At 68.1% G+C, this 18,779-nt stretch carries 14 protein-coding genes and 1 tRNA gene; 9 read left to right on the forward strand and 6 right to left on the reverse strand.

Features of this window, described 5'->3' with window-relative positions; genetic code table 11:
• Window positions 1-132 precede the first annotated feature (132 nt).
• The 5 genes from RYH80_RS13205 (at window position 133) to RYH80_RS13225 (ending at window position 5,027) form a co-directional block, all read left to right on the forward strand.
• Entirely contained in the window at window positions 133-1,134 is a 1,002-nt protein-coding gene (locus tag RYH80_RS13205) for an acyltransferase (protein WP_370904350.1), read from the forward strand.
• Window positions 1,135-1,370: 236 nt separating this feature from the next.
• Complete coding sequence (gnd, locus tag RYH80_RS13210) at window positions 1,371-2,282, forward strand: phosphogluconate dehydrogenase (NAD(+)-dependent, decarboxylating) (RefSeq protein ID WP_370904351.1); 912 nt, start codon at window positions 1,371-1,373, stop codon at window positions 2,280-2,282.
• Between the two features lie 108 nt (window positions 2,283-2,390).
• Window positions 2,391-2,975, forward strand: coding sequence for a 2Fe-2S iron-sulfur cluster-binding protein (locus tag RYH80_RS13215; RefSeq protein WP_370904352.1), 585 nt, complete (start codon window positions 2,391-2,393; stop codon window positions 2,973-2,975).
• Between the two features lie 321 nt (window positions 2,976-3,296).
• The gene (locus tag RYH80_RS13220) at window positions 3,297-4,868 is read left to right on the forward strand and encodes an MATE family efflux transporter (protein ID WP_370904720.1); all 1,572 of its coding nucleotides are present in this window, start codon (window positions 3,297-3,299) and stop codon (window positions 4,866-4,868) included.
• Between the two features lie 86 nt (window positions 4,869-4,954).
• Window positions 4,955-5,027, forward strand: a tRNA-Arg gene (locus RYH80_RS13225).
• A 318-nt stretch (window positions 5,028-5,345) separates the two neighbouring features.
• Here RYH80_RS13225 and RYH80_RS13230 read toward each other — a convergent pair.
• Both RYH80_RS13230 and RYH80_RS13235 read right to left on the reverse strand, forming a co-directional pair.
• Entirely contained in the window at window positions 5,346-5,768 is a 423-nt protein-coding gene (locus RYH80_RS13230) for a hypothetical protein (RefSeq protein WP_370904353.1), read from the reverse strand.
• 460 nt (window positions 5,769-6,228) lie between these two features.
• Window positions 6,229-6,651, reverse strand: a complete 423-nt coding sequence (locus RYH80_RS13235) for a hypothetical protein (protein WP_370904354.1) — start codon at window positions 6,649-6,651, stop codon at window positions 6,229-6,231.
• Between the two features lie 1,192 nt (window positions 6,652-7,843).
• Between RYH80_RS13235 and RYH80_RS13240 the strand changes: the two genes are divergently transcribed.
• From RYH80_RS13240 to RYH80_RS13250, 3 genes are all read left to right on the forward strand, one after another.
• Window positions 7,844-8,815, forward strand: coding sequence for an extracellular catalytic domain type 1 short-chain-length polyhydroxyalkanoate depolymerase (locus RYH80_RS13240; protein WP_370904355.1), 972 nt, complete (start codon window positions 7,844-7,846; stop codon window positions 8,813-8,815).
• A 186-nt stretch (window positions 8,816-9,001) separates the two neighbouring features.
• Window positions 9,002-9,688 carry a metal-dependent transcriptional regulator gene (locus RYH80_RS13245; protein ID WP_370904721.1) on the forward strand — a complete coding sequence of 229 codons (687 nt, stop codon included), beginning with the start codon at window positions 9,002-9,004 and terminating at the stop codon, window positions 9,686-9,688.
• A gap of 196 nt (window positions 9,689-9,884) precedes the next feature.
• A complete protein-coding gene (locus RYH80_RS13250; RefSeq protein ID WP_370904356.1) occupies window positions 9,885-10,703 on the forward strand; it encodes a LysE family transporter in 819 nt (272 codons plus the stop codon).
• A gap of 64 nt (window positions 10,704-10,767) precedes the next feature.
• On the opposite strand, the gene RYH80_RS13255 is transcribed toward RYH80_RS13250, so the two are convergent.
• From RYH80_RS13255 to RYH80_RS13270, 4 genes are all read right to left on the reverse strand, one after another.
• Window positions 10,768-11,760, reverse strand: a complete 993-nt coding sequence (locus RYH80_RS13255) for an NAD-dependent epimerase/dehydratase family protein (RefSeq protein WP_370904357.1) — start codon at window positions 11,758-11,760, stop codon at window positions 10,768-10,770.
• Between the two features lie 142 nt (window positions 11,761-11,902).
• Window positions 11,903-12,712, reverse strand: a complete 810-nt coding sequence (locus tag RYH80_RS13260) for a creatininase family protein (RefSeq protein ID WP_370904358.1) — start codon at window positions 12,710-12,712, stop codon at window positions 11,903-11,905.
• Window positions 12,713-12,815: 103 nt separating this feature from the next.
• Window positions 12,816-13,940, reverse strand: coding sequence for a DNA topoisomerase IV subunit A (locus RYH80_RS13265; RefSeq protein ID WP_370904359.1), 1,125 nt, complete (start codon window positions 13,938-13,940; stop codon window positions 12,816-12,818).
• 21 nt (window positions 13,941-13,961) lie between these two features.
• Window positions 13,962-16,472: a DNA topoisomerase VI subunit B gene (locus tag RYH80_RS13270; RefSeq protein WP_370904360.1), complete on the reverse strand. Its 2,511-nt coding sequence runs from the start codon at window positions 16,470-16,472 to the stop codon at window positions 13,962-13,964.
• Window positions 16,473-16,760: 288 nt separating this feature from the next.
• Between RYH80_RS13270 and gyrB the strand changes: the two genes are divergently transcribed.
• The gene (gene gyrB, locus RYH80_RS13275; RefSeq protein WP_370904361.1) at window positions 16,761-18,689 is read left to right on the forward strand and encodes a DNA topoisomerase (ATP-hydrolyzing) subunit B; all 1,929 of its coding nucleotides are present in this window, start codon (window positions 16,761-16,763) and stop codon (window positions 18,687-18,689) included.
• Window positions 18,690-18,779: the final 90 nt, after the last annotated feature.

An 18,779-nucleotide genomic window follows, 5' to 3' on the forward strand; every position in this document is an offset into this window, starting at 1 on the left:
CGAACGGGACCGACGATCCGTCTCGGTGACCCTCACTCGGGAGCAGCCGGAAACAACCCGACTCGAGCGAGCCGACGCGACGGGCCGCCGACACCAGAACCCATATGACGCTGCCCGGCGAAGGTTCGGGTCGTGACGAAACGCCACGTCGACCTCCCGGCAGACGCGGAGTCGGGAGTCTCGGAGTTCGTCGAACGGGTCGACGAGCGACTCGCCTCCGACGAGGACACCTGTGCCGTCGTCCGCGAGACGCTCGTCGACCTCTTCGGAGACCGGGAGGCGTACGACCGCTGGCAGGCCGGCGGCGAGGTGACGCCGGCCGAGCGGGTGCGACTCCAGGGGTACGACCCGTGTAACGCCACCCTGGAGTCGGAGTACTACGCCGAGAAGGACGAGGATCGGTTCCAGGAGTCGAAGTACCTCCAGTGGCTCTGGCGACAGTTCGACGCGACGCCGATGGCGGACAACATCGCGTTCGCGCTCCGGTTCCGCCAGATGCTCGCGAACCACCTGTTCGCGGAGTGTGGTGACGACTGCCGGTTCTTCAAGGGAATCACGTTCACCTACGGCCACAACATCACCGTCGGGGACAACGTCGTGATCCACGACGACGTACACCTGGACGACCGCGGGGAGTTGACCATCGGCGACCGCGTGTCGATCGCCGACTCGACGCACGTCTACTCGCACGACCACGACGTGGTCGACCAGACGGAGGTGTACAACTACCACACCGTGCTGGAGGACGACGTGCGCCTCGGCTTCGACTCGATGGTCCGCGCCGGCTCGCGTGTCGGTCGCAACGCGATGCTGGGTGCGAAGGCGATCCTCCAGGGGGACGTGCCCGCCCACCACGTCGCCGTCGGGACGCCGGCACGCAGCGTCCGGGTCAAGCCCGGCTGGGAGTCCGTCGCCGAAGATGTCGGCGACCGGCTGCCGGACGAACGCGAGGAGCGTCGGCTGGCACACACGCTCCCGGAGACGTTCGACGAGTTCGACGAGTTCGGGCGCGACGTGGAGCCGCCGGACGCGGGGGGCGGCGAGTCGGACACCGGAGAGGGCGACGGCGAGGAGGCCGACACGGAGAGTGTCGAGGCGGACGGCGGGCGGGCGGTCGACGCCAGCGAGGAGTGAACTCGCGGCGGCGGGCGGCTCGTAGTTCTGTCGCGGGTGTACTCGGTCGTCTCGTTCGTCGAGTGTCACAGTCGGTCGTCTCGTTCGTCGAGTGTCACAGTCGGTCGTCTCGCTCACCGAGCGAACGGAGTCACCGAGCGTCGTCTCACACCGGCGGGGCTGGACGACGCGTCCCGAGTGCCGCCCGTCGGAGACGGACCGCAACGGACAACTGGGGGCCGGGCGAGGGTCAGCGTGTGCATCTGGGAGTCGTCGGACTCGGGCGGATGGGACAGATCGTCGTCGAGCGCGTGCTCGATGCGGGTCACGGCGTGGTGGCGTTCGACCTCGACGCGACCGCGACCGCGACGGCGGCGGAGGCGGGCGCGGAGCCGGCCGACTCGGTCGGAGACCTATGTGACCGGCTCGCCGCCGCCGGCGACGACGCGTCGCTCGCGGTCTGGCTGATGGTGCCGGCCGGCGACGCCGTCGACGCGACGCTGGCGGAGTTGGAGCCACACCTCGACGCCGACGACGTGGTCGTCGACGGCGGGAACTCCCACTTCGAGGACTCCGTCCGGCGCGCCGAGACGACGGACGCGGCGTACCTGGACTGTGGCACCTCCGGCGGCCCCGCGGGCGCCGAGTTGGGCTTCTCGCTGATGGTCGGTGGGCCGGCGACCGCCTACGAGCGCCTCGAACCGGTGTTCGACGCCGTCGCGATCGGCCCCGACGGACACGACCGGATGGGACCGAGTGGGTCGGGCCACTACGTGAAGATGGTCCACAACGGCGTCGAGTACGCGCTGATGCAGGCGTACGGCGAGGGGTTCGAACTGCTCCACCGAGGGCGGTACGACCTCGATCTCGAGACCGTCGCCCGGACGTGGAACAACGGCGCGGTGATCCGGTCGTGGCTGTTGGAGCTGTGTGAGGAGGCGTTCCACGAGGAGGGGTCGGACTTGGGCGACGTGGCCGACCACGTCGCGGGCGGCTCTACGGGCACGTGGACCGTCCAGGAGGCGTTGGAACAGGAGGTGCCGATGCCGTTGGTGTACCAGGCGTTGGCCGAGCGGTTCGACTCCCGAGAGGACCGGTTCGCACGGCGACTCGCGAACCGACTCCGGTACGGGTTCGGTCGCCACGAGGTCCGCCGACGCGAGGAGTGACCGGCGGCGCGAACCGCCTGACTGCGGTCGGACGGTCGCGGTTCTCGTCGGGCGGGAGGCGGGCGGCTAATCACAACCCTATTCAATCCCCGTGTCCAACCCGCTCGCATGGTAGACCCCGTGGCACTCGGGTCGGGCGCGGCTCTCGTCGTCGTGTTCGTCGTGCTCCACTACGCCCGCGGAACGGGCTGGGAGCCGACGGGTGACATCTCCGACGAGGTGCTGGAACGCCGGGCCGCGACCGTCGAGGAGACCGACTTCCCCGAACCGGGCAACCGTGCCATCGGCGGCGGCGGTGTCGCCGCCGGCGCGGTGCCGGCCGGCGAGGACGGCGAACTCGCCGAGGGCGAGGCGGCCGTCGAGGAGGAGGCCGGCCCCGGCGACATCCCCGAGGACGAGGTGGAGTACTTCGAGGTGGAGTTCGCCAAGGAGGGCGAGACGATCGAGGTCGCCAACGACGAACCCCTGCTCGATCAGGGAGAAGACGAGGGGATGGATCTCCCGTACGCTTGTCGGCAGGGACAGTGCGTCTCGTGTGCCGGCCAGATCACGACCGGTGGCAACGCCGAGGACTACGTCGAACACGACGACCAGCAGATGCTCGGCGACGCCGAGTTGGACGACGGCTACACGCTGACCTGCGTCGCCTACCCCCGCGACGACTTCACCATCGAGACGGGCGAGGCACCCTAAGACGGACACCTCCGGACGCAGACGCACGTCTCGGACTGCGACTCGAATCCACCGAAGCCGAGCCGTTCTCTTCGTCTTCCTCTCCAGTCTCGACAGGGCCACCGAGGACGGACCGTCCGTCCACGATCCGCTCGTGATCCGCCGCCACTCGTCTCGCGAGTGTGTCGTGTGTACCACCCGTCTCGCGAGTGTGTGTCACGGCGTCCCGGTGGATCGGAGTGTTGAAACCCGTCGTCGCCACACCCACTGACGGACGGATCTGTCGTGTCCGTGTCACGACCGTCGGACGACTCGCTCACCTCCGGGGACCTCGCGAGACCCATGTTCGCGCTGGCGTGGCCCATCGTCGCCACCCAGCTGTTGCAGGTGGCGTACAACCTCGCGGACACGGTGTGGCTCGGCCGGTTCTCGACGGACGCGGTGGCGGCGATCAGCCTCGCGTTCCCGCTGATCTTCCTGTTCATCTCCGTCGGCGGCGGGTTCAACGTCGCGGGCTCGACGCTGGTCGCACAGTACACCGGGGCCGACTCGGAGGGGTCGGCCGGGACGGTGGCGGGTCAGACGATCGGGTTCATCACCGCCATCGCAGTGACGGTCGGGATGTTGGGGTACGTACTCACCGTACCGCTGTTGAACGTGCTTCCGTCTTCGCCGGCGACGGCGGGACAGGTGATCCCGTTGGCCGCGGAGTACATGCGGGTGTTCTTCGCCGGTCTCCCGTTCCTGTTCGGATTCTTCGTGTTCTCGTCGCTGATGCGCGGCTACGGCAACACGCGAGCGCCGATGATCGTGATGGCGATCTCCGTGCTCGTCAACGTCGTCATCGACCCGATCCTCATCTTCGGCGTCGGCCCGGTGCCGCGACTCGGCGTCACCGGCGCGGCGTTGGCGACGGTGATCTCTCGGGGCATCGCGACCGTGATCGGGCTGTACGTGCTGTTGTTCACCTCGGCGGGCCCGAGCGTGTCGCTGCCGGACTTCTTGCCGCGGTACGAGTACGTCCGCGAGATCGTCACCGTCGGGGTCCCCTCGGCGGCCGAACAGTCCGCGAGCGCGCTGGGGTTCATCACCCTGACCGCCATCGTCGTCACCTTCTCGCCGGAGGTGGTCGCCGCCTACGGGCTGGGGAACCGACTGGTGTCGCTGGTGTTCCTCCCCGCGCTCGGACTCGGGCGGGCGACGAACACCATCGTCGGGCAGAACCTCGGCGCTGGAAAGCCGGAGCGGGCCGAGCGGGCGGTGTGGCTCGCCGTGAAGGCCGCGACCGCGGTGATGCTCGTCGTCGCGGTACTCGCGTGGCTGTTCGCGGAGCCGATCGTGAACCTGTTCATCGCGACCGGGACGGAGGCGGGCGCGGAGACGATCCGCTTCGGCGGCGAGTACCTCCGGACGCGGGCGTTCGAGTTCGGCTTCATCGGGCTCCTCCAGGTGACACTCGGCGCGTACCGTGGTGCGGGCAACACGAAGACCGCGTTGGGGTTCTCGCTGGTCGCGCTGTGGCTCGGACGCGTGCCCATCGTCTACGGGTTGGCGATCCTGCAGGGGTTCGGCCCCGCCGGGATCTGGATCGGGATGGCGGCCGGACAGATCCTCGGTGCGATCGCCTCGGGGCTGTGGTTCACCCGCGGCACCTGGAAGTCCGCGGTGATCGACGACGACACTGTCGGGACGGAGGCAGACGAGTCGAGCGAGGGCGAGTCGGACGCGGAGCGTGTGCCCGAGACTGGTGAGGAGTCTCCGGGTGAGACGGGCGCCGCCGCACCCGTGGAGTCGGACACCACCGAGTCACAGGTCGACGGGTCGCAGACGGACGAGTCGTTCGTCTCGACGGAGTTCGTCGCCGAGGGAGGAGACGGGACGGGGGACGAGGCGTCGGGGAGTGACGAGACGTGAGCCGGTGGCGACGGCGTCGGCGTGCGAGTGGCACGTCTCGTGGTGATCGAAGCCTTCAAACGGATCACTGGAGTAGGTGATCACGAGGGCGGCTAGTTCAGCGGACAGAACACTTGGTTCCGGACCAAGGGGTCGGGGGTTCGAATCCCTCGCCGCCCGTACAGCGAGTTCTCGAACGGAGTGAGAGACCGAGCGCACCGGCACGAGGATTCGAACCCTGCCAGTCGCAGCGGCCGAGTGGAACGAGGCCGACCGTCTGGCTCCGGTTCGAATCCCTCGCCGCCCGTTGCGAGGTTCGAGCGAAGCGAGAACCTCGGCTGGCGAGTGGAGAACAGAGTGACCCGCGACCCCGTGGAACGAGCCCGCGAGCGCCGCGGGCGGGCGAGTGACCTGCAGCGAGTTCTCGAACGCTTCGTGGTACGAGTGGTCCCTTCAGTTCGCGGCCGTCGGTCTCTGCTCGTGCCGAACCACTGGTGATCAGCTGTACTCGTCTCCAACTATCGACCCACTGAACAGGCTTCCTAGGAGGAACAAGAACGAGGTCCGGACTGCGTACCGTGCGGGGAGCGTCTCCCAGACAGTCGTCACAGCGGTGTACATCACGAACAGGCCCGGAACGCCGATCGCCACCAGGAAGACGACGGAGCCCAGTGCGACGACGGGGTTGGCGATTCCAATCACGATCAGAAAGATGAGGAGACGGAGCGCGATGAGCCCGACGGCGAAGAGTGTGACACCGAACGCGATCTCGATAGTGTTCATCGACGGCTGAGGTACCCAGTCGACCCCCGTGCTCGCCACCCCCACTGCGAGAACGATGTTTGCGAGGAAGGCTACAATCACAGAAAACCACTTGATCGAACTCCGTGCTGTATCGGCCTTTGTCGCCGAGTTTTGCATGGTGATCGGAGCGTAGAATCAGAAGCAAAAACTCCTTTCGAATTGTGAAATCTGTCACTGTCTCGCCAAGTAATGTAACACAGCCCAGAATCATCTCCAGGGACACGAACTAAGCGCTCGACTCTGGACAGTCGTCCAGACAGGCGTGGACGAATCGCCGCCGACCCCAGTGCGTGACGTGTAGAGACTACCCTCGGCCGCAGTACGCCGACTCACGCGCCAGGGTCGGACGGAAGGTGTGTCTCGTCGCCCGGTGCCGTGGCCCTCGGAGTGGGACACGAAACACGAGCGGAACGAGAACTACGGACGACGACAGCCAACGCGCAGGCTCGCGAGCCCGTGGAACGAGCCCGCGAGCGCCACAATCGGGTGGGTGAGCGGCAGCGAGTTCTCGGACGTGTGGGGTCCGAGTCGCTGATCACTGTCTTCTATCTCTCTATTCGTCCAGAACCGTTGGTGGTCAGGTGTTCCCGTCCCCTGCCAGTGTCCCACTGAACAGGCTTCCCAGCAGGAACAGGAACGACGTCCGGACGGCGTACTGTGCTGGGAGTGTCTCCCAGACGGTCGACGCGGCGGTGTACAACACGAACAGACTCGGAACTACGACGACCCCGAACACGGCTGTCAAGGCCAGTCCGGCCACTGGATTGGCCGTTCCGACCACGAACAGGAGAACGAGGAGGCGGAGTACGAACAGTCCCAGGGCGAAGAGTAGGACGCCGAACGCGAGCTCGACCGTGTTCATCGACGGCTGCGGCACCAAGTCGACCACCGTGCTCGCCACCCCGACTGCGAGCACGAGGTTCGCGAGGAATGCCACGATGAGGGAGAGGCTCTTCAACATATCCCGTACGACATCGCCCTCCGTCGTCGACTTCGACATGGCGTCTGGTAACTTGATACAGTCATTAAATTTCTTTTGAAATACACAAAGCGGCCGTCTTGTCGTCTAGTAATTCGTCGACAGAGTGGAATCTTCTCTGGAAACCCGGTTCCAAGTCGACAGAGGACGGTCGTCCAGACGGCCGCACGGACGGATTGCCGTCGAGCGTTGTGCGAGACGTGCGGAGACTCTCCCCGATCACAGTAGGTCGATCTTCGCTCCACGACTCCGACGGGGGGTCTGTCTCGCGGCTCAGTACGGCGACTCTTCGAGTGAGAGACGGAATTCGAGCGAGTCGAGACCCGTAGACGGCGACGGGAGGTAGTGTTCAGACAAGGCCGAATCGTCGGGTGTGACCACCACTCGGGAAGCGGCGCCCGAACCCGCCCCGTACAGCATCTCACTCCCACCCTCGTCGCTTGCTCTGCTCACTCCTCTCTCGCGAGTCTCTCGCGCGGCATCCACAGCTGTCGGTTCGTTCGAACCCAACCTGGCAAGAGGCCAACGGACTCACAAATCTGGAACCGATCCGTCGCTCACTCGACCGCGAGCAGACGGGGTAACTCCGTCGGCCGTGCGATCCGACAGAGGGTGTAGGCGACGCCGGCGAGGCCGTCGTACAGCGTCGGGTTCGGGTACGCCTCGTCGCGTCCGAGTAGTCGGACGGCACTGTCTCCCGAGGGTGTGGGACTACGCGACCCCCGAGATCGGCCGCCGTAGCCCGACCAACGGCGCCGATTCCCACCTCTGTGTCGACGAGCAGCGTCTCGACTCCCCGAGCGTCCCACGACAGAGGTGGTCGGTGTGTGCCGTCCCGCTGGCGGCGACCGCCTCGCGCCGACTGTACTCGTCGGCGACCCACGTCCGGTTCTCGAAGACCACCGCGTCGCGAGCGTCGCCACGCCGGCACGGCGCACCGTGTCGAACTGGCGGCCTCTTTCGGGGGCTGTCCGCCTCCGGCTCGGGACCGTACCCGGTCCCGCTCGGTCCGGTCGTGCCGGTGCCGAGCGACACCGACACAGTCGGCACGACAACACGTCTGTCTGCGAGAGATCCACGCTCGACTCGCTGGAACCGGACCGCGAGCCGATGTACCTCCACCTACGAGAGACTGGGTTCCAGTCGGCTCCGGCCGGGGTTAACACGTTAACCGAGTGAACTATGTTGTACAGCGAGTGTGGTGAGACACCGCATGCGTAGACGAGACGTACTTCAGACGCTGGGGACGGCGGTGACGGCGACGACAGTCGGCACACTCCCGACGACGGCGGCGGAGGGTACCTACACAGACGAGTACTACGACGGACTCCACTACACGAAGTACGTCCCGTCCGGGGCCAGCGGCGGCGAACCGCTCCTCGTGATGCTCCACGGCTGTTCGCAGGAGCCGGACGAGTTCGCGGCGGCGACGGGGATGAACGACGTGGCCGAGCGGGAGAACGCGGTCGTGGTGTACCCGGACCAGTCGTCGTTCGCGAACGGCTTCGACTGCTGGAACTGGTACTACGACTACAACACGGCTCGCGGCAGCGGCGAGGGGGCGTCGATCACGAACGTCGCCCTGCGTGCGGTCGACCGGGAGTCGCTCGACCGCGACCGGATCTACCTCGCGGGCTTCTCGGCGGGTGCGGCGATGGTCCCGAACCTGCTGGCCTCCTACGCCGACGTGTACGCCGCCGGTGGGGTCCACTCCGGGCTGGAGTACGACGCCGCCGAGACGGCGACCGGTGCGACGGGGGTGATGGCGTTCGGCGGGCCGAACCCGTACGACCAGGGCGAGCAGGCGTACCGGTCGATGGTCGACGACGAGATCGTCGATCGCGTGCCGACGGTCGTGGTCCACGGCACGGACGACGACACCGTCGACGTGGTGAACGGCGACCAGGTGCGCACACAGGCGGTGGAGACGAACGACCTCGTCGACGGCGCCGACGACGAGAGCGTGAACACGGAGCCGGACGACCGCGTGTACGACTCCGAGGGTGGGTACGACTACCGCCGAGACAGGTACACGGACAGTCGGGGGCGCGTGAACGTCGAGTACTGGCTGGTCGAGGGGATGGGCCACGAGTGGGCCGGTGGCGACACCGGCGAGTACGTCGCTCCCGACGCGCCGTCGGCCAGCGACGCCCTGTGGTCGTTCTTCGAGCGCTGGTCGCTGTAGCCGGTGATGCCGGAGCGGCAGGCCGCCGGGACGGCGGGACGGCAGACCAGTGAGACGACGGGACGGCCGGACGGCGGAGCGATGGGCAGGCGAACGCCGGAACGACAGGGCGGCGAGGCGGTGGCTCCGGCAGATACATCCGGGGGACGCACCTACCCGGAGCCGATGACCGTCCTGAGCGACGTGATGGAGGACTACATCAAGGCGATCTACGTCTTGGAGGAGGAGTCCGGGCCGCCCGTCGCGACCTCCGCCATCGCCGAGCGTGTCGACAAGACCGCGCCGACGGTCACCAGCATGCTCGACACGCTCGAAGACCGCGGTGTGGTCACCCGCGAGAAGTACGAGGGGACGGAGCTGACCGAAGAGGGACGGACACTCGCCATCGAGGTGTTGCGCCACCACCGGCTGTTGGAGGCGTACCTCGCGGAACACCTGGACTACTCGTGGGACGAGGTCCACGACGAGGCCGACACCCTCGAACACCACATCAGCGAGGAGTTCGAGCGGCGGGTCGCCGAGGTGTTGGGCGACCCCGCGGTCGACCCACACGGCGATCCGATCCCGAGTGCGGACCTCGAACCGCCGACGGAGGCCCCGACGGTGCCGTTGTCGTCGTGTGAGACGGGCGACCGGATCGTCGTCGCGCGGGTCGACGACCGCGACGACGACGACCTGGCGTACCTCGCGGACGCCGGGATCACGCCCGGCACGCAGGTGGTCGTCTCCGACGTGGCGCCGTTCGGGATGGTCACCGTCGCCGTCGACGACGCCGAGCAGAGTCTCCCCGAGTCCGTCGCCGACTCCATCGCCGTCGCCCCCGCGGACCAGGCCGACGAGATCGACGAACAGCCGTCCGGTGCCGACGCCTGACGCGACGACCGTCTCCTCGTCTCGACGACACCCGTCCCGACAATCTTCGTCCCGACGACACTCGTTCCGACGACATCCGTCCCGACGACCCTCGTCCCGACAGTCTTCGCCCCGACGACACTCGTCCCGACGACCCCCGTACCGACGCCCGTCCCAGCCTGGACACCTTTTTACCGCGGGCCGCGGACCGTCGTGCGTGGCGACGACACTCGCCGTGACGCTCGCCGCGGGCGTCGCCTTCGGATTGACGCTGGCGGCGCCGCCGGGCCCGATGAACGCGATCATCGCCGAGGAGAGCGTCCTCCACGGGTGGGGTGCGGGGTTCCGTGCCGGGCTCGGAGCGGCAGCCGCCGACGGCGTCTTCTTCGTCCTCGCGGCGTTGGGTGTCGTCGGCTTCGTCGACGAGTTCCCCGTCGTCCGCGGCACGATGGTCGGTGTCGGCGGCCTGCTCATGTTGTACTTCGCCTACGGCGCGGCGACCGACGCCGGGCTGTTCGCCGCACTCCGCGGGCGTGGCGAGGTCTCGGTCGGGTTCTTCGAGACGGACTCGGCGGACGAGACTGGCGGAGCGTCGGCGGAGATCGAGACCCCGTCGACGGAGACACCCGCGACGGCGTCGGAGACGTCGACCGCCGACGCCGGGGGACTCGTCGCGGGAACGGGGTTCCAGAAGGCGTTCGTCCTGGCGCTGACCAACCCTTACCAGGTGTTGTTCTGGCTGACGGTGGGGGTCGGCCTGCTCGACCCCGGTCGGATCGACGTGTTCGCCGCCGCGGAGGTGGAGGCACTCGCCGGGACACTCGTCGTCGAGACCGGGAGTCCGGCGCTGATCGTCGGCTTCTTCGGCGGCATCGGCGTCTGGATCACCGGCTTCCCCGGCGCACTCGTCACCGCACGCCGTCGAGTGAGCGCCCTCGCCCCGGTGGTCGCCGTCGGCTCTGCGCTCGTGTTGGCCGGGTTCGGCGTCGCCTTCCTCGCCGACGCCGCCGGGACGCTCGGCGGCGTGGTCGGGTGACGCGGGATCGTCACGCGAGTGTCCGGCCGCAGCGACCTGCTCGCCTGCCACCGCGGCGCTCGGCTCAGACCGTGTCGAGGACGCCCAGCACCGTCTCGATCTCCTCTCGGCCCGGGTCGTGCTCGCTGCCGTCGCGGTCGGACGCGCGGTGGTCGGCGACGCTGCGGGCCATCGCCTCCCGGAGGGGCGTCGACTCCCACCCGAGCGCGGCGAGTCGGTCCGTCGCCAGCACGTGCGGGTACTCTCGGTAGAGAATAAAGTCGTCCACGGAGAGGTCCGCGGCCGCCAACTCGCGTTCGCTGGCGTGGACGACCTCCACCTCGGTGTCGGCCACGTCGGCGATCAGTTCCACCATCTCCTCCATCGTCACGAGGCGGCGGTCGCCAACGTTGTACGCCGCGCCCGGCTCGCCGGACTCGGCGACGATCCGCAACGCCGAGGCGACATCCTCGACGTACGCGCGGTGCCAGACGTTGTCCCCGTCGCCGGGGACGACGACGCGATCCTCGGTCAACACGCGGTCGATCCAGTAGTCGAGTCGCTCCGTGTAGTCGTCCGGGCCGTAGACGATACACGGCCGGACGGCGTAGGCGTTCACCCCGTCCGCCGCCGCGTCGGCGACGATCCGGTCGCCCTCGGCCTTCCGGTTGCCGTACGTCTCGCCGCTCTCGTCGACCGCCTGTTCGTCCGTACACGACTCCAGCGCGGTCACACCCTCGCGTTTCGGGATCTCCTCGTCGGCGTAGGCGGCGCCCGAGGAGACGTACACGTAGCCGTCGACGTCGTCGAACACGTCCACCGCCACCGACACGTCGCTCGGGTGGTACGCCACCATGTCGAAGACGTAGTCGGGCTCGACGGAGAGCTTCGCCGTCCGGAGTGCGGTGCGATCCGTGCGGTCCCCCTCGACGTGGGCGACCCTGTCCGTCTCGGCGAACGGGTTGTCGTGGTTGCCGCGGTTGAACAACGTCACGTCGTAGTCGTGTGCCAGCAGGTCCTCGACGAGGTGGCGGCCGATGAACCGCGTGCCGCCGATCACGAGTGCTGTGTCTGTCACACGCGGTGGTGGGCCGGTGCGGGTGTGAAGGCTACGGTGTCGGCGCGACCGTCGCGGCGCGGGTCGTGGTCACCGGTGTCGTCGGGTTCAGGTCGACTTCTGCCACCGGCGCGGTCGGCCCCTGCGGCTGGTCACCGTCGACTCACGGCTCGCGCTCGGCGACGGCTCGCACCACCTCACACAGCGACGCGGCCGCGAGGTCGAGCAGTTCCGCCCCGCGCTCGGCGTCGCCCGCCGTCGGGTCGCCGACGACGCCGTTCTCGGTGAACGCGTCGCTGTCGTGGGTGAGGTTCACCCCGCGGACCCACTCCCCCCAGCGGTCCGCGGCGTCCGCGGCCGCCGCCGCGACGCGATCTTCGCGAATCGACTCGGGCGTCGTGTGTCGCAGGAGTGCCGTCTCCAGCGGTCCGGCGTGGCCCATGTCGCTCCCGTGGTCGCCCACGGCCTCGAACCAGGTGAACGCGACCGCGTACGGCCCGGTCTCGGACCGCGAGAGCTCGCGGGCGACCTCCGCGAGCGCCTCGACGTTGCCGCCGTGGCCGTTGACGAACACGACGCGGTCGACGCCGTGTGTGGCGAGACTCTCGGCGGTCTCGCGGACGTACGACCGGAACGTGTCCGGGGAGACCCACAGCGTCCCCGGGAACGCGCGGTGTTCCTCGCTGACGCCGACGTGGATCGGCGGCGCGACGACGACACTCGGCGGCTCGTCCGACGAGTCGTCGGCCGCGTTCTCGTCGGGCCGTCCGTCGACCGCCGTCCCCTCCGGCACGTCGTCGTCTACCTCCCCGCCGAGTCGCTCGTCGGCCGCCTCCGCGACCGCGACGGCGTTCAGCGTGTCCGTCCCCAGCGGTGCGTGTGGGCCGTGCTGTTCGGTGCTCCCGACCGGCACCAGCGCCACGTCCGGCGCCGCCGCCTCGAACTCCGTCCACGTCGCCTCCGAGAGGTTCACACGCCGACTCCGGGGGCGAGCCTCTTGAACCTCAACGGTCTACTCGGAGCCGCAGACGTGACGAGTTGGCGGAGCCGCAGACGCGACTCCCCGTCGTTTCAGCCTACAACACGCCCATCTCTTCGAGCCGCTCGGGGAGGTACGTCTCCGTCACGAAGTCGAGCCCCTGGGAGGCGAGCGACTGCTGTTCGGCCTTCTTCTCGATGTCGAGTTGGAGTTCGATCTGCTCCTCCCAGAAGTCCGTCTGGAAGCGCGGGTCCTCCAACTCCGACTCCAAGGCGTTCACGTCGGAGTCCGACAGCGGGTCCGTCGGCAGATCGTAGTCGACGATGTCCTGCGGGCGGATGCCGACGTACCGCGCCTCCGGCGTCGCGAGGTACTCCGAGAGGTGCGCCGACTTGATCGAGCCGTACGCGACGGAGCCGTAGATCCGGTACGACCACGGGTCACCGTCCGTGAACACGAGGATCGGCACGTCGAGTTCGTCGTGGACTCGCTTGGTGATCCGACGGGTCGCGCGCGCCGGCTGGCCCTTCAGGTGGATCACGAGACAGTTGTACGCCTCGTCGAACCCGTTCTCGACGAGTCGGTCCCGCATCCCGCCGGTCTCGACGGCCAGCGCGAAGTCGATGTCGTCGTCGAGGAACTCGATCATGTCCGGGTTGTTCGGGATCTGGTAGCCCCCTTCGCCCACGTCCTCCTGACAGTGGATCACGCGCTCGCCGCGGCGGGTCTGCTCGCGCAACTCCAGGGGCCCCATCAGCGTCGCCCCGGACTCCTCGGGACGCATGTGGAAGTCCTCGCGGGTCACCCCGGAGACGATCTCCAAGTCCTCGACCAACTGGTTCGACTCGTCTTGGCTGTCGAACTGCGCCTCCTCGGTGTCCCACGACTCCGAGAGGTAGTACAACTCCCGCAGCGTCGAGGAGCGGTCCTCGGCGAGTTGCTTGTCGAGGAACTCGACGGTGTAGATCGCCTTCAGGAGCTTGCGGGCCCCGCGGACGGAGTTGGCCGACCGCGTCGACGTGCGGTCGCCGTACACCCACACGTCGTCCTCCTCGCTGTACTCGATGTTGCTCTTCGTCCGCGTCGGCAGCGTCATCGAGGGAACGTCCCCCGACTCGAACTGTTCGTACAGCTCCGCCGCGAGGTCGATCAACTGCTCGCGGGCACGCTCTTCGTTCAGTGCGTCGTCCGTCTCCTCGGGTGTGGCGTCGTCGGTGCTCATTGTGTCTGTGTGTCGTGGTCGTCAGTCCGTCCCGCCGACGGTCAGCTTCTCGTCGGCCACCCCGTCGACGCTGACCTGGTGGGTCGCGTCCGTCGCCGCGGTGTACTCGATACTCGCCGTCTCGCCGCCCGGTACCTCCGGTGCCCACTTCAGGAACCACTCCCCGTCCATCTCCACGACGGTCACGGCCTCGGGCACGTCGCTCGGCTCCGCGTCGACGATCTCCGTCACGTCCGGCGCCTCCGTCGTGTCCGTGTGGTTACGGACCGACAGCGTCACCGTCTCCCCGTCACGTTCGCGCTCGACGGCGACGTTGTTCATGATCCGCGCCAGGGCGCCGCCGATCTCCGGCTCCTCGCGGTCCGTCACCTCCGCGACCTTCTCGGCCATCTCCGGGAGGATGCGACCGAGCACGTCCTGTTTCTGCCGCCGCTTGCGCAGCGAGCGACGCTCGTTGAGGAACGACTTCAGCTCGCGGGCCGCCTCGCGGATCGCGAGTTCGATCTCGTCTTCGATCTCCGGGACGTTGGCGACGGCGTCCTTCGACTCGCTGGTGAACGGCACGTTCGTGGAGGCGACGTGGATCGAGATCACCGCCGGCCCCTGTGGCACGCCGCTCCCGCCGGGCTGGTCGAGCCCGTAGTTGCGCCAGCCGATCCGTTTGACCACGTCCGTCGTCGCACACGCCCCGCGCTGGTACACCAGCGGGACGCGGTTCGCGAACCGCAACACGTCCACCTGGCCGCCGTCTTCGAGGTCGCCGCCGTAGGCGATCCCCGCCTCGACGACGAACGGGTCCCCGCCCGACACCTCCGCGTCTCGCGTCGCGGCGGCGTAGAAGTCCGCGTCGAACTCCTTGCGGAGCCCCTCCTCGACCAACTCCTCGGTGATCGGCGCGAGACAGTCCGTCGGCGGCGAGATCACGTCCGCGGCCCGCATCGCCTCCAACAGGTCCGAGGCGGTGTCGCGATCCGCCGCGACGGCGTCCACCTTCGGCGGGTCGTCCGGCACGGTCTCCATCCGCGCCCACAACGCCTCGGTGACGTTCTCGCGGGCCGTCTCCCCGAACGTCGCGTCGTCGTACTCCTCGGTGTCGACGGCCGCCCCCTCGACGAACGACGCGAGTCTGTCCCGGGTGAACCGGTGTGGGCCGCCGCCACCGGCCGGAGCGTCCTCCGCGCTCGCCCCGGCGATCCGACGGGCGAGCCGCTCGGCGACGCCCTGGACCACCGCGTCGTCCTTCTGTGTCGTCGTCGCGTCGTCGACGACCGTGTACAGGTCCGGCGTGAGCAGGTCCACCTCGTCGTCCGGGGCGAGGGCGGCGTCGCTCTCGCGGTGGCGACGGTCGGCCGCCGCCGGCACGTCGATCTCCTCGCCGTACGCCGTCAGCGCACCCCACGCCGCCGCGACGGCGTTGCCACGCACCGTGTCTCCGAAGGTGGTGTCGTACGCTTCCTCCACGTCGTCGGCGACCGTGTCGACGATCTCGACGACGCCGGAGTGGGTGGTCCGCTCGCGTTCCGCGAGCGTGTCGGCGACGCGCGCCGCGAAGTCGTCCGTCGCCGCCGCACCCTTGTTGGCGACCGACTCGTGGATCGCGCGTTCGAGGTCGACCGGCTCGTGGGTGGCCGGCGCCGACCACCCGAGTTCGCGGCCGTAGTAGCGGTCGCGGAACCCGTCGATGATCGACGCCGCTCCCTTCTGGCCGACGCGGGTGAACTCACCCTGGAGGAACCCGGACAGCGAGTACGACTCCGTCGCCTCCAGCATCTTGATCAGCGTCCCCAACTCGACCCCGTGCGGGTGTGGGAGGATCTCCTCCGTCTCGGCCGGGAGTTGCTCCGTCGCGCGCTCGAACTTCATCGGCTCCTCAAGCCCCGGCTCGACGAGTTCGATCCGTGCGTGTGGGTTGACGACGGCGGTCTCCTGGACGTAGTCGTGGAGTTGGGAGCGTGCCCGCATGTTCGCCTCCATCTCCAACTCGATCCGGGTGCCGTACCGGTCCCACGACCGCGTCTCCTCGCGTTTGATGTCCGGCTCGTTGGCGTCCGTGTCGATGATCAACTCGAAGTACTGCGCCTCCTCGCGACCGCGGGGCCGGGAGGTGATCTTCGCCGGCTTCCCGGAGGTGAGTTGCGAGTAGAGGACGGCCGCGGAGATGCCGATTCCCTGTTGCCCGCGGTTCTGCTCGCGAGCGTGGAACCGCGACCCGTACAGCAGCTTCCCGAACACCTTCGGCAGCTGTTCCTTGGTGATCCCGGGCCCGTTGTCCTCGATGACGAGCTTGTAGTAGTCCCCGAGATCCTCGATCTCGACGTAGATGTCGGGTTTGACGCCGGCCTCCTCGCAGGCGTCGAGTGCGTTGTCCACGCCCTCCTTGACCGCCGTCACGAGGCCTCGGGCACCCGAGTCGAACCCGAGCATGTGCTTGTTCTTCTCAAAGAACTCGGCGATGGAGATCTGCCGCTGGCTCTCGGCCAGCTCGTCGGCGATCCCCTCCTCCTCGCCGAGTGTCGACTGGAACGAGGTCATCTACGCCTCTCTACCGCGGCTCCGGCTAAAAGCGTGTGGACACCCGAGTGGAAGTGAAGCGCCGTCCCTCGGGAGACGGTGTCACTCGCCACACGTGCCGCCGCGGCCGAAACCCCCACCGGTTACGCACACCCGACGCCGCAACTCCCGGCAGTTGTCGCCGGGAGTTCGCACCGGGCTCCGGTCCGCTCTGTGTCGGCGCACAGTGTAGCGAGACACGCACACACGCTCTCGCGCGTGCGTGCGAGGGGTTTATGCCCGGAGAGGCACAAACAGTGGTAAGTTCCTATGTCAGGCGAAAGCGACTACGGAGCCGGGCAGATTCAGGTTCTGGAGGGCCTCCAAGCCGTCCGGAAACGACCGGCGATGTACATCGGCTCCACGGACGCACGCGGTCTCCACCATCTCGTCTACGAGGTCGTCGACAACGCCATCGACGAGGCGTTGGCCGGGTACTGCGACGAGATCTCGGTGACCATCCACGACGACGGCGCGGTGTCCGTGGCCGACGACGGCCGCGGGATCCCCGTCGACACACACGAGGAGTACGACCGCCCCGCACTCGAGGTCATCATGACCGTCCTCCACGCAGGCGGGAAGTTCGACAACAAGTCCTACCAGGTCTCCGGTGGTCTCCACGGCGTCGGCGTCAGCGTCGTCAACGCCCTCTCGCGGTGGCTGGAAGTCGAGGTCCGGCGCGACGGCTACCTCTGGACGCACCGCTTCGACCACGGCGAACCGGAAGAGGACGGCTTCGAGCGCGTCCGGCCGCTGGAGGAGGGTGAGTCCACCGGGACGGAGATCACCTTCTGGCCGGACACGGAGATCTTCGAGACCGGCGAGTTCTCCTTCGACACGCTCGCCACGCGGCTGCGCGAACTCGCCTTCCTCAACTCCGGTGTCGAGATCACGCTCGCCGACGAACGCGACGGCACCGCCGAGACGTTCCACTACTCCGGTGGGATCAGGGAGTTCGTCGAGTACCTCAACGAGACGCGGACGCCGCTCCACGAGGACGTGATCTACTTCGAGGACACGGAGACCGTCGAGGACGGCGAGATCGCCATCGAGGTGGCGATGCAGGCGACGGACGAACTCCAGGGGTCGGTCCACGCCTTCGCGAACAACATCAACACCCGCGAGGGAGGCACCCACCTCACAGGGTTCAAGACGGCGCTCACACGGATCGTCAACGACTACGCGGAGGCCCACGACCTCGTGAGCGATCTCGACGACAACCTCCGCGGGGAAGACGTTCGGGAGGGGCTCACGGCGGTCGTCTCGGTCAAACACCCCGACCCGCAGTTCGAGGGACAGACGAAGACGAAACTCGGCAACAGCGAGGTGCGCGGTGCGGTGGAGTCTGCGATGCACGAACACCTCGGGACGTTCCTCGAAGAGAACCCCGACACCGCCCAGACGGTCGTCCGGAAGGCCGCGGAGGCCGCCAGAGCACGGAAGGCCGCCCAGAAGGCCGAGGAGTTGACGCGTCGGAAGTCCGCGCTGGAGTCGACGGCGCTGCCGGGGAAACTCGCGGACTGTCAGAGCCGCGACCCCGAGGACTCCGAGCTGTTCGTCGTGGAGGGTGACTCCGCGGGCGGGTCGGCCAAGCAGGGTCGGAACCCGGAGTTCCAGGCGATCCTCCCGTTGGGTGGGAAGATCTTGAACGTGGAGAAACACCGTCTCGACCGGGTGTTGGAGAACGACGAGATCCGGAACATGATCACCGCCATCGGCACGGGCATCGGCGACGAGTTCGACATCGACGACGCCCGCTACGAGAAGGTGATCATGATGACGGACGCCGACATCGACGGGGCCCACATCCGGACGCTGCTGCTCACACTCCTGTACCGACACATGCGCCCGTTGATCGAGGCGGGGTACGTGTACGCCGCGCAACCGCCGCTGTACCGGATCCGCTACCGCGGGGAGACGTACGACGCGATGTCGGAGGCGGAACGCGAGCGGATCGTCGCCGAGGAGTGCGACGGGCAACCGGACCAGGTTCAGCGGTTCAAGGGACTCGGAGAGATGAACCCCGACCAGTTGTGGGAGACGACGATGAACCCGGAGAACCGCGTGTTGAAGCGCGTCACCGTCGAGGACGCCGCGGAGGCAGACCGGATGTTCAACGTGCTGATGGGTGACGCGGTGGAGCCGCGCAAGCAGTTCATCAAGGACCACGCGCCCGAGGCCGACTGGGTGGACATCTGACCGTGCGGAGACACGGGGGACGCGGCCGGGCTCGCGGTGAGGCCCGGTCACCGGCCGGCGAGTCGGATCGGACGAACCGAGCGACGCGGA

Origin of the sequence: Halobaculum sp. MBLA0147, from assembly GCF_041361345.1 — an archaeon.
Taxonomy (GTDB): Archaea; Halobacteriota; Halobacteria; order Halobacteriales; family Haloferacaceae; genus JAHENP01.

Coding starts and splice junctions, on each gene's coding strand:
- RYH80_RS13240 (WP_370904355.1), top strand. CDS start 7,844: ATGCGTAGACGAGACGTACTTCAGACGCTGGGGACGGCGGTGACGGCG.
- RYH80_RS13215 (WP_370904352.1), top strand. CDS start 2,391: ATGGTAGACCCCGTGGCACTCGGGTCGGGCGCGGCTCTCGTCGTCGTG.
- gyrB (WP_370904361.1), top strand. CDS start 16,761: ATGTCAGGCGAAAGCGACTACGGAGCCGGGCAGATTCAGGTTCTGGAG.
- RYH80_RS13220 (WP_370904720.1), top strand. CDS start 3,297: ATGTTCGCGCTGGCGTGGCCCATCGTCGCCACCCAGCTGTTGCAGGTG.
- RYH80_RS13270 (WP_370904360.1), bottom strand. CDS start 16,472: ATGACCTCGTTCCAGTCGACACTCGGCGAGGAGGAGGGGATCGCCGAC.
- RYH80_RS13245 (WP_370904721.1), top strand. CDS start 9,002: ATGGAGGACTACATCAAGGCGATCTACGTCTTGGAGGAGGAGTCCGGG.
- RYH80_RS13265 (WP_370904359.1), bottom strand. CDS start 13,940: ATGAGCACCGACGACGCCACACCCGAGGAGACGGACGACGCACTGAAC.
- RYH80_RS13230 (WP_370904353.1), bottom strand. CDS start 5,768: ATGCAAAACTCGGCGACAAAGGCCGATACAGCACGGAGTTCGATCAAG.
- RYH80_RS13235 (WP_370904354.1), bottom strand. CDS start 6,651: ATGTCGAAGTCGACGACGGAGGGCGATGTCGTACGGGATATGTTGAAG.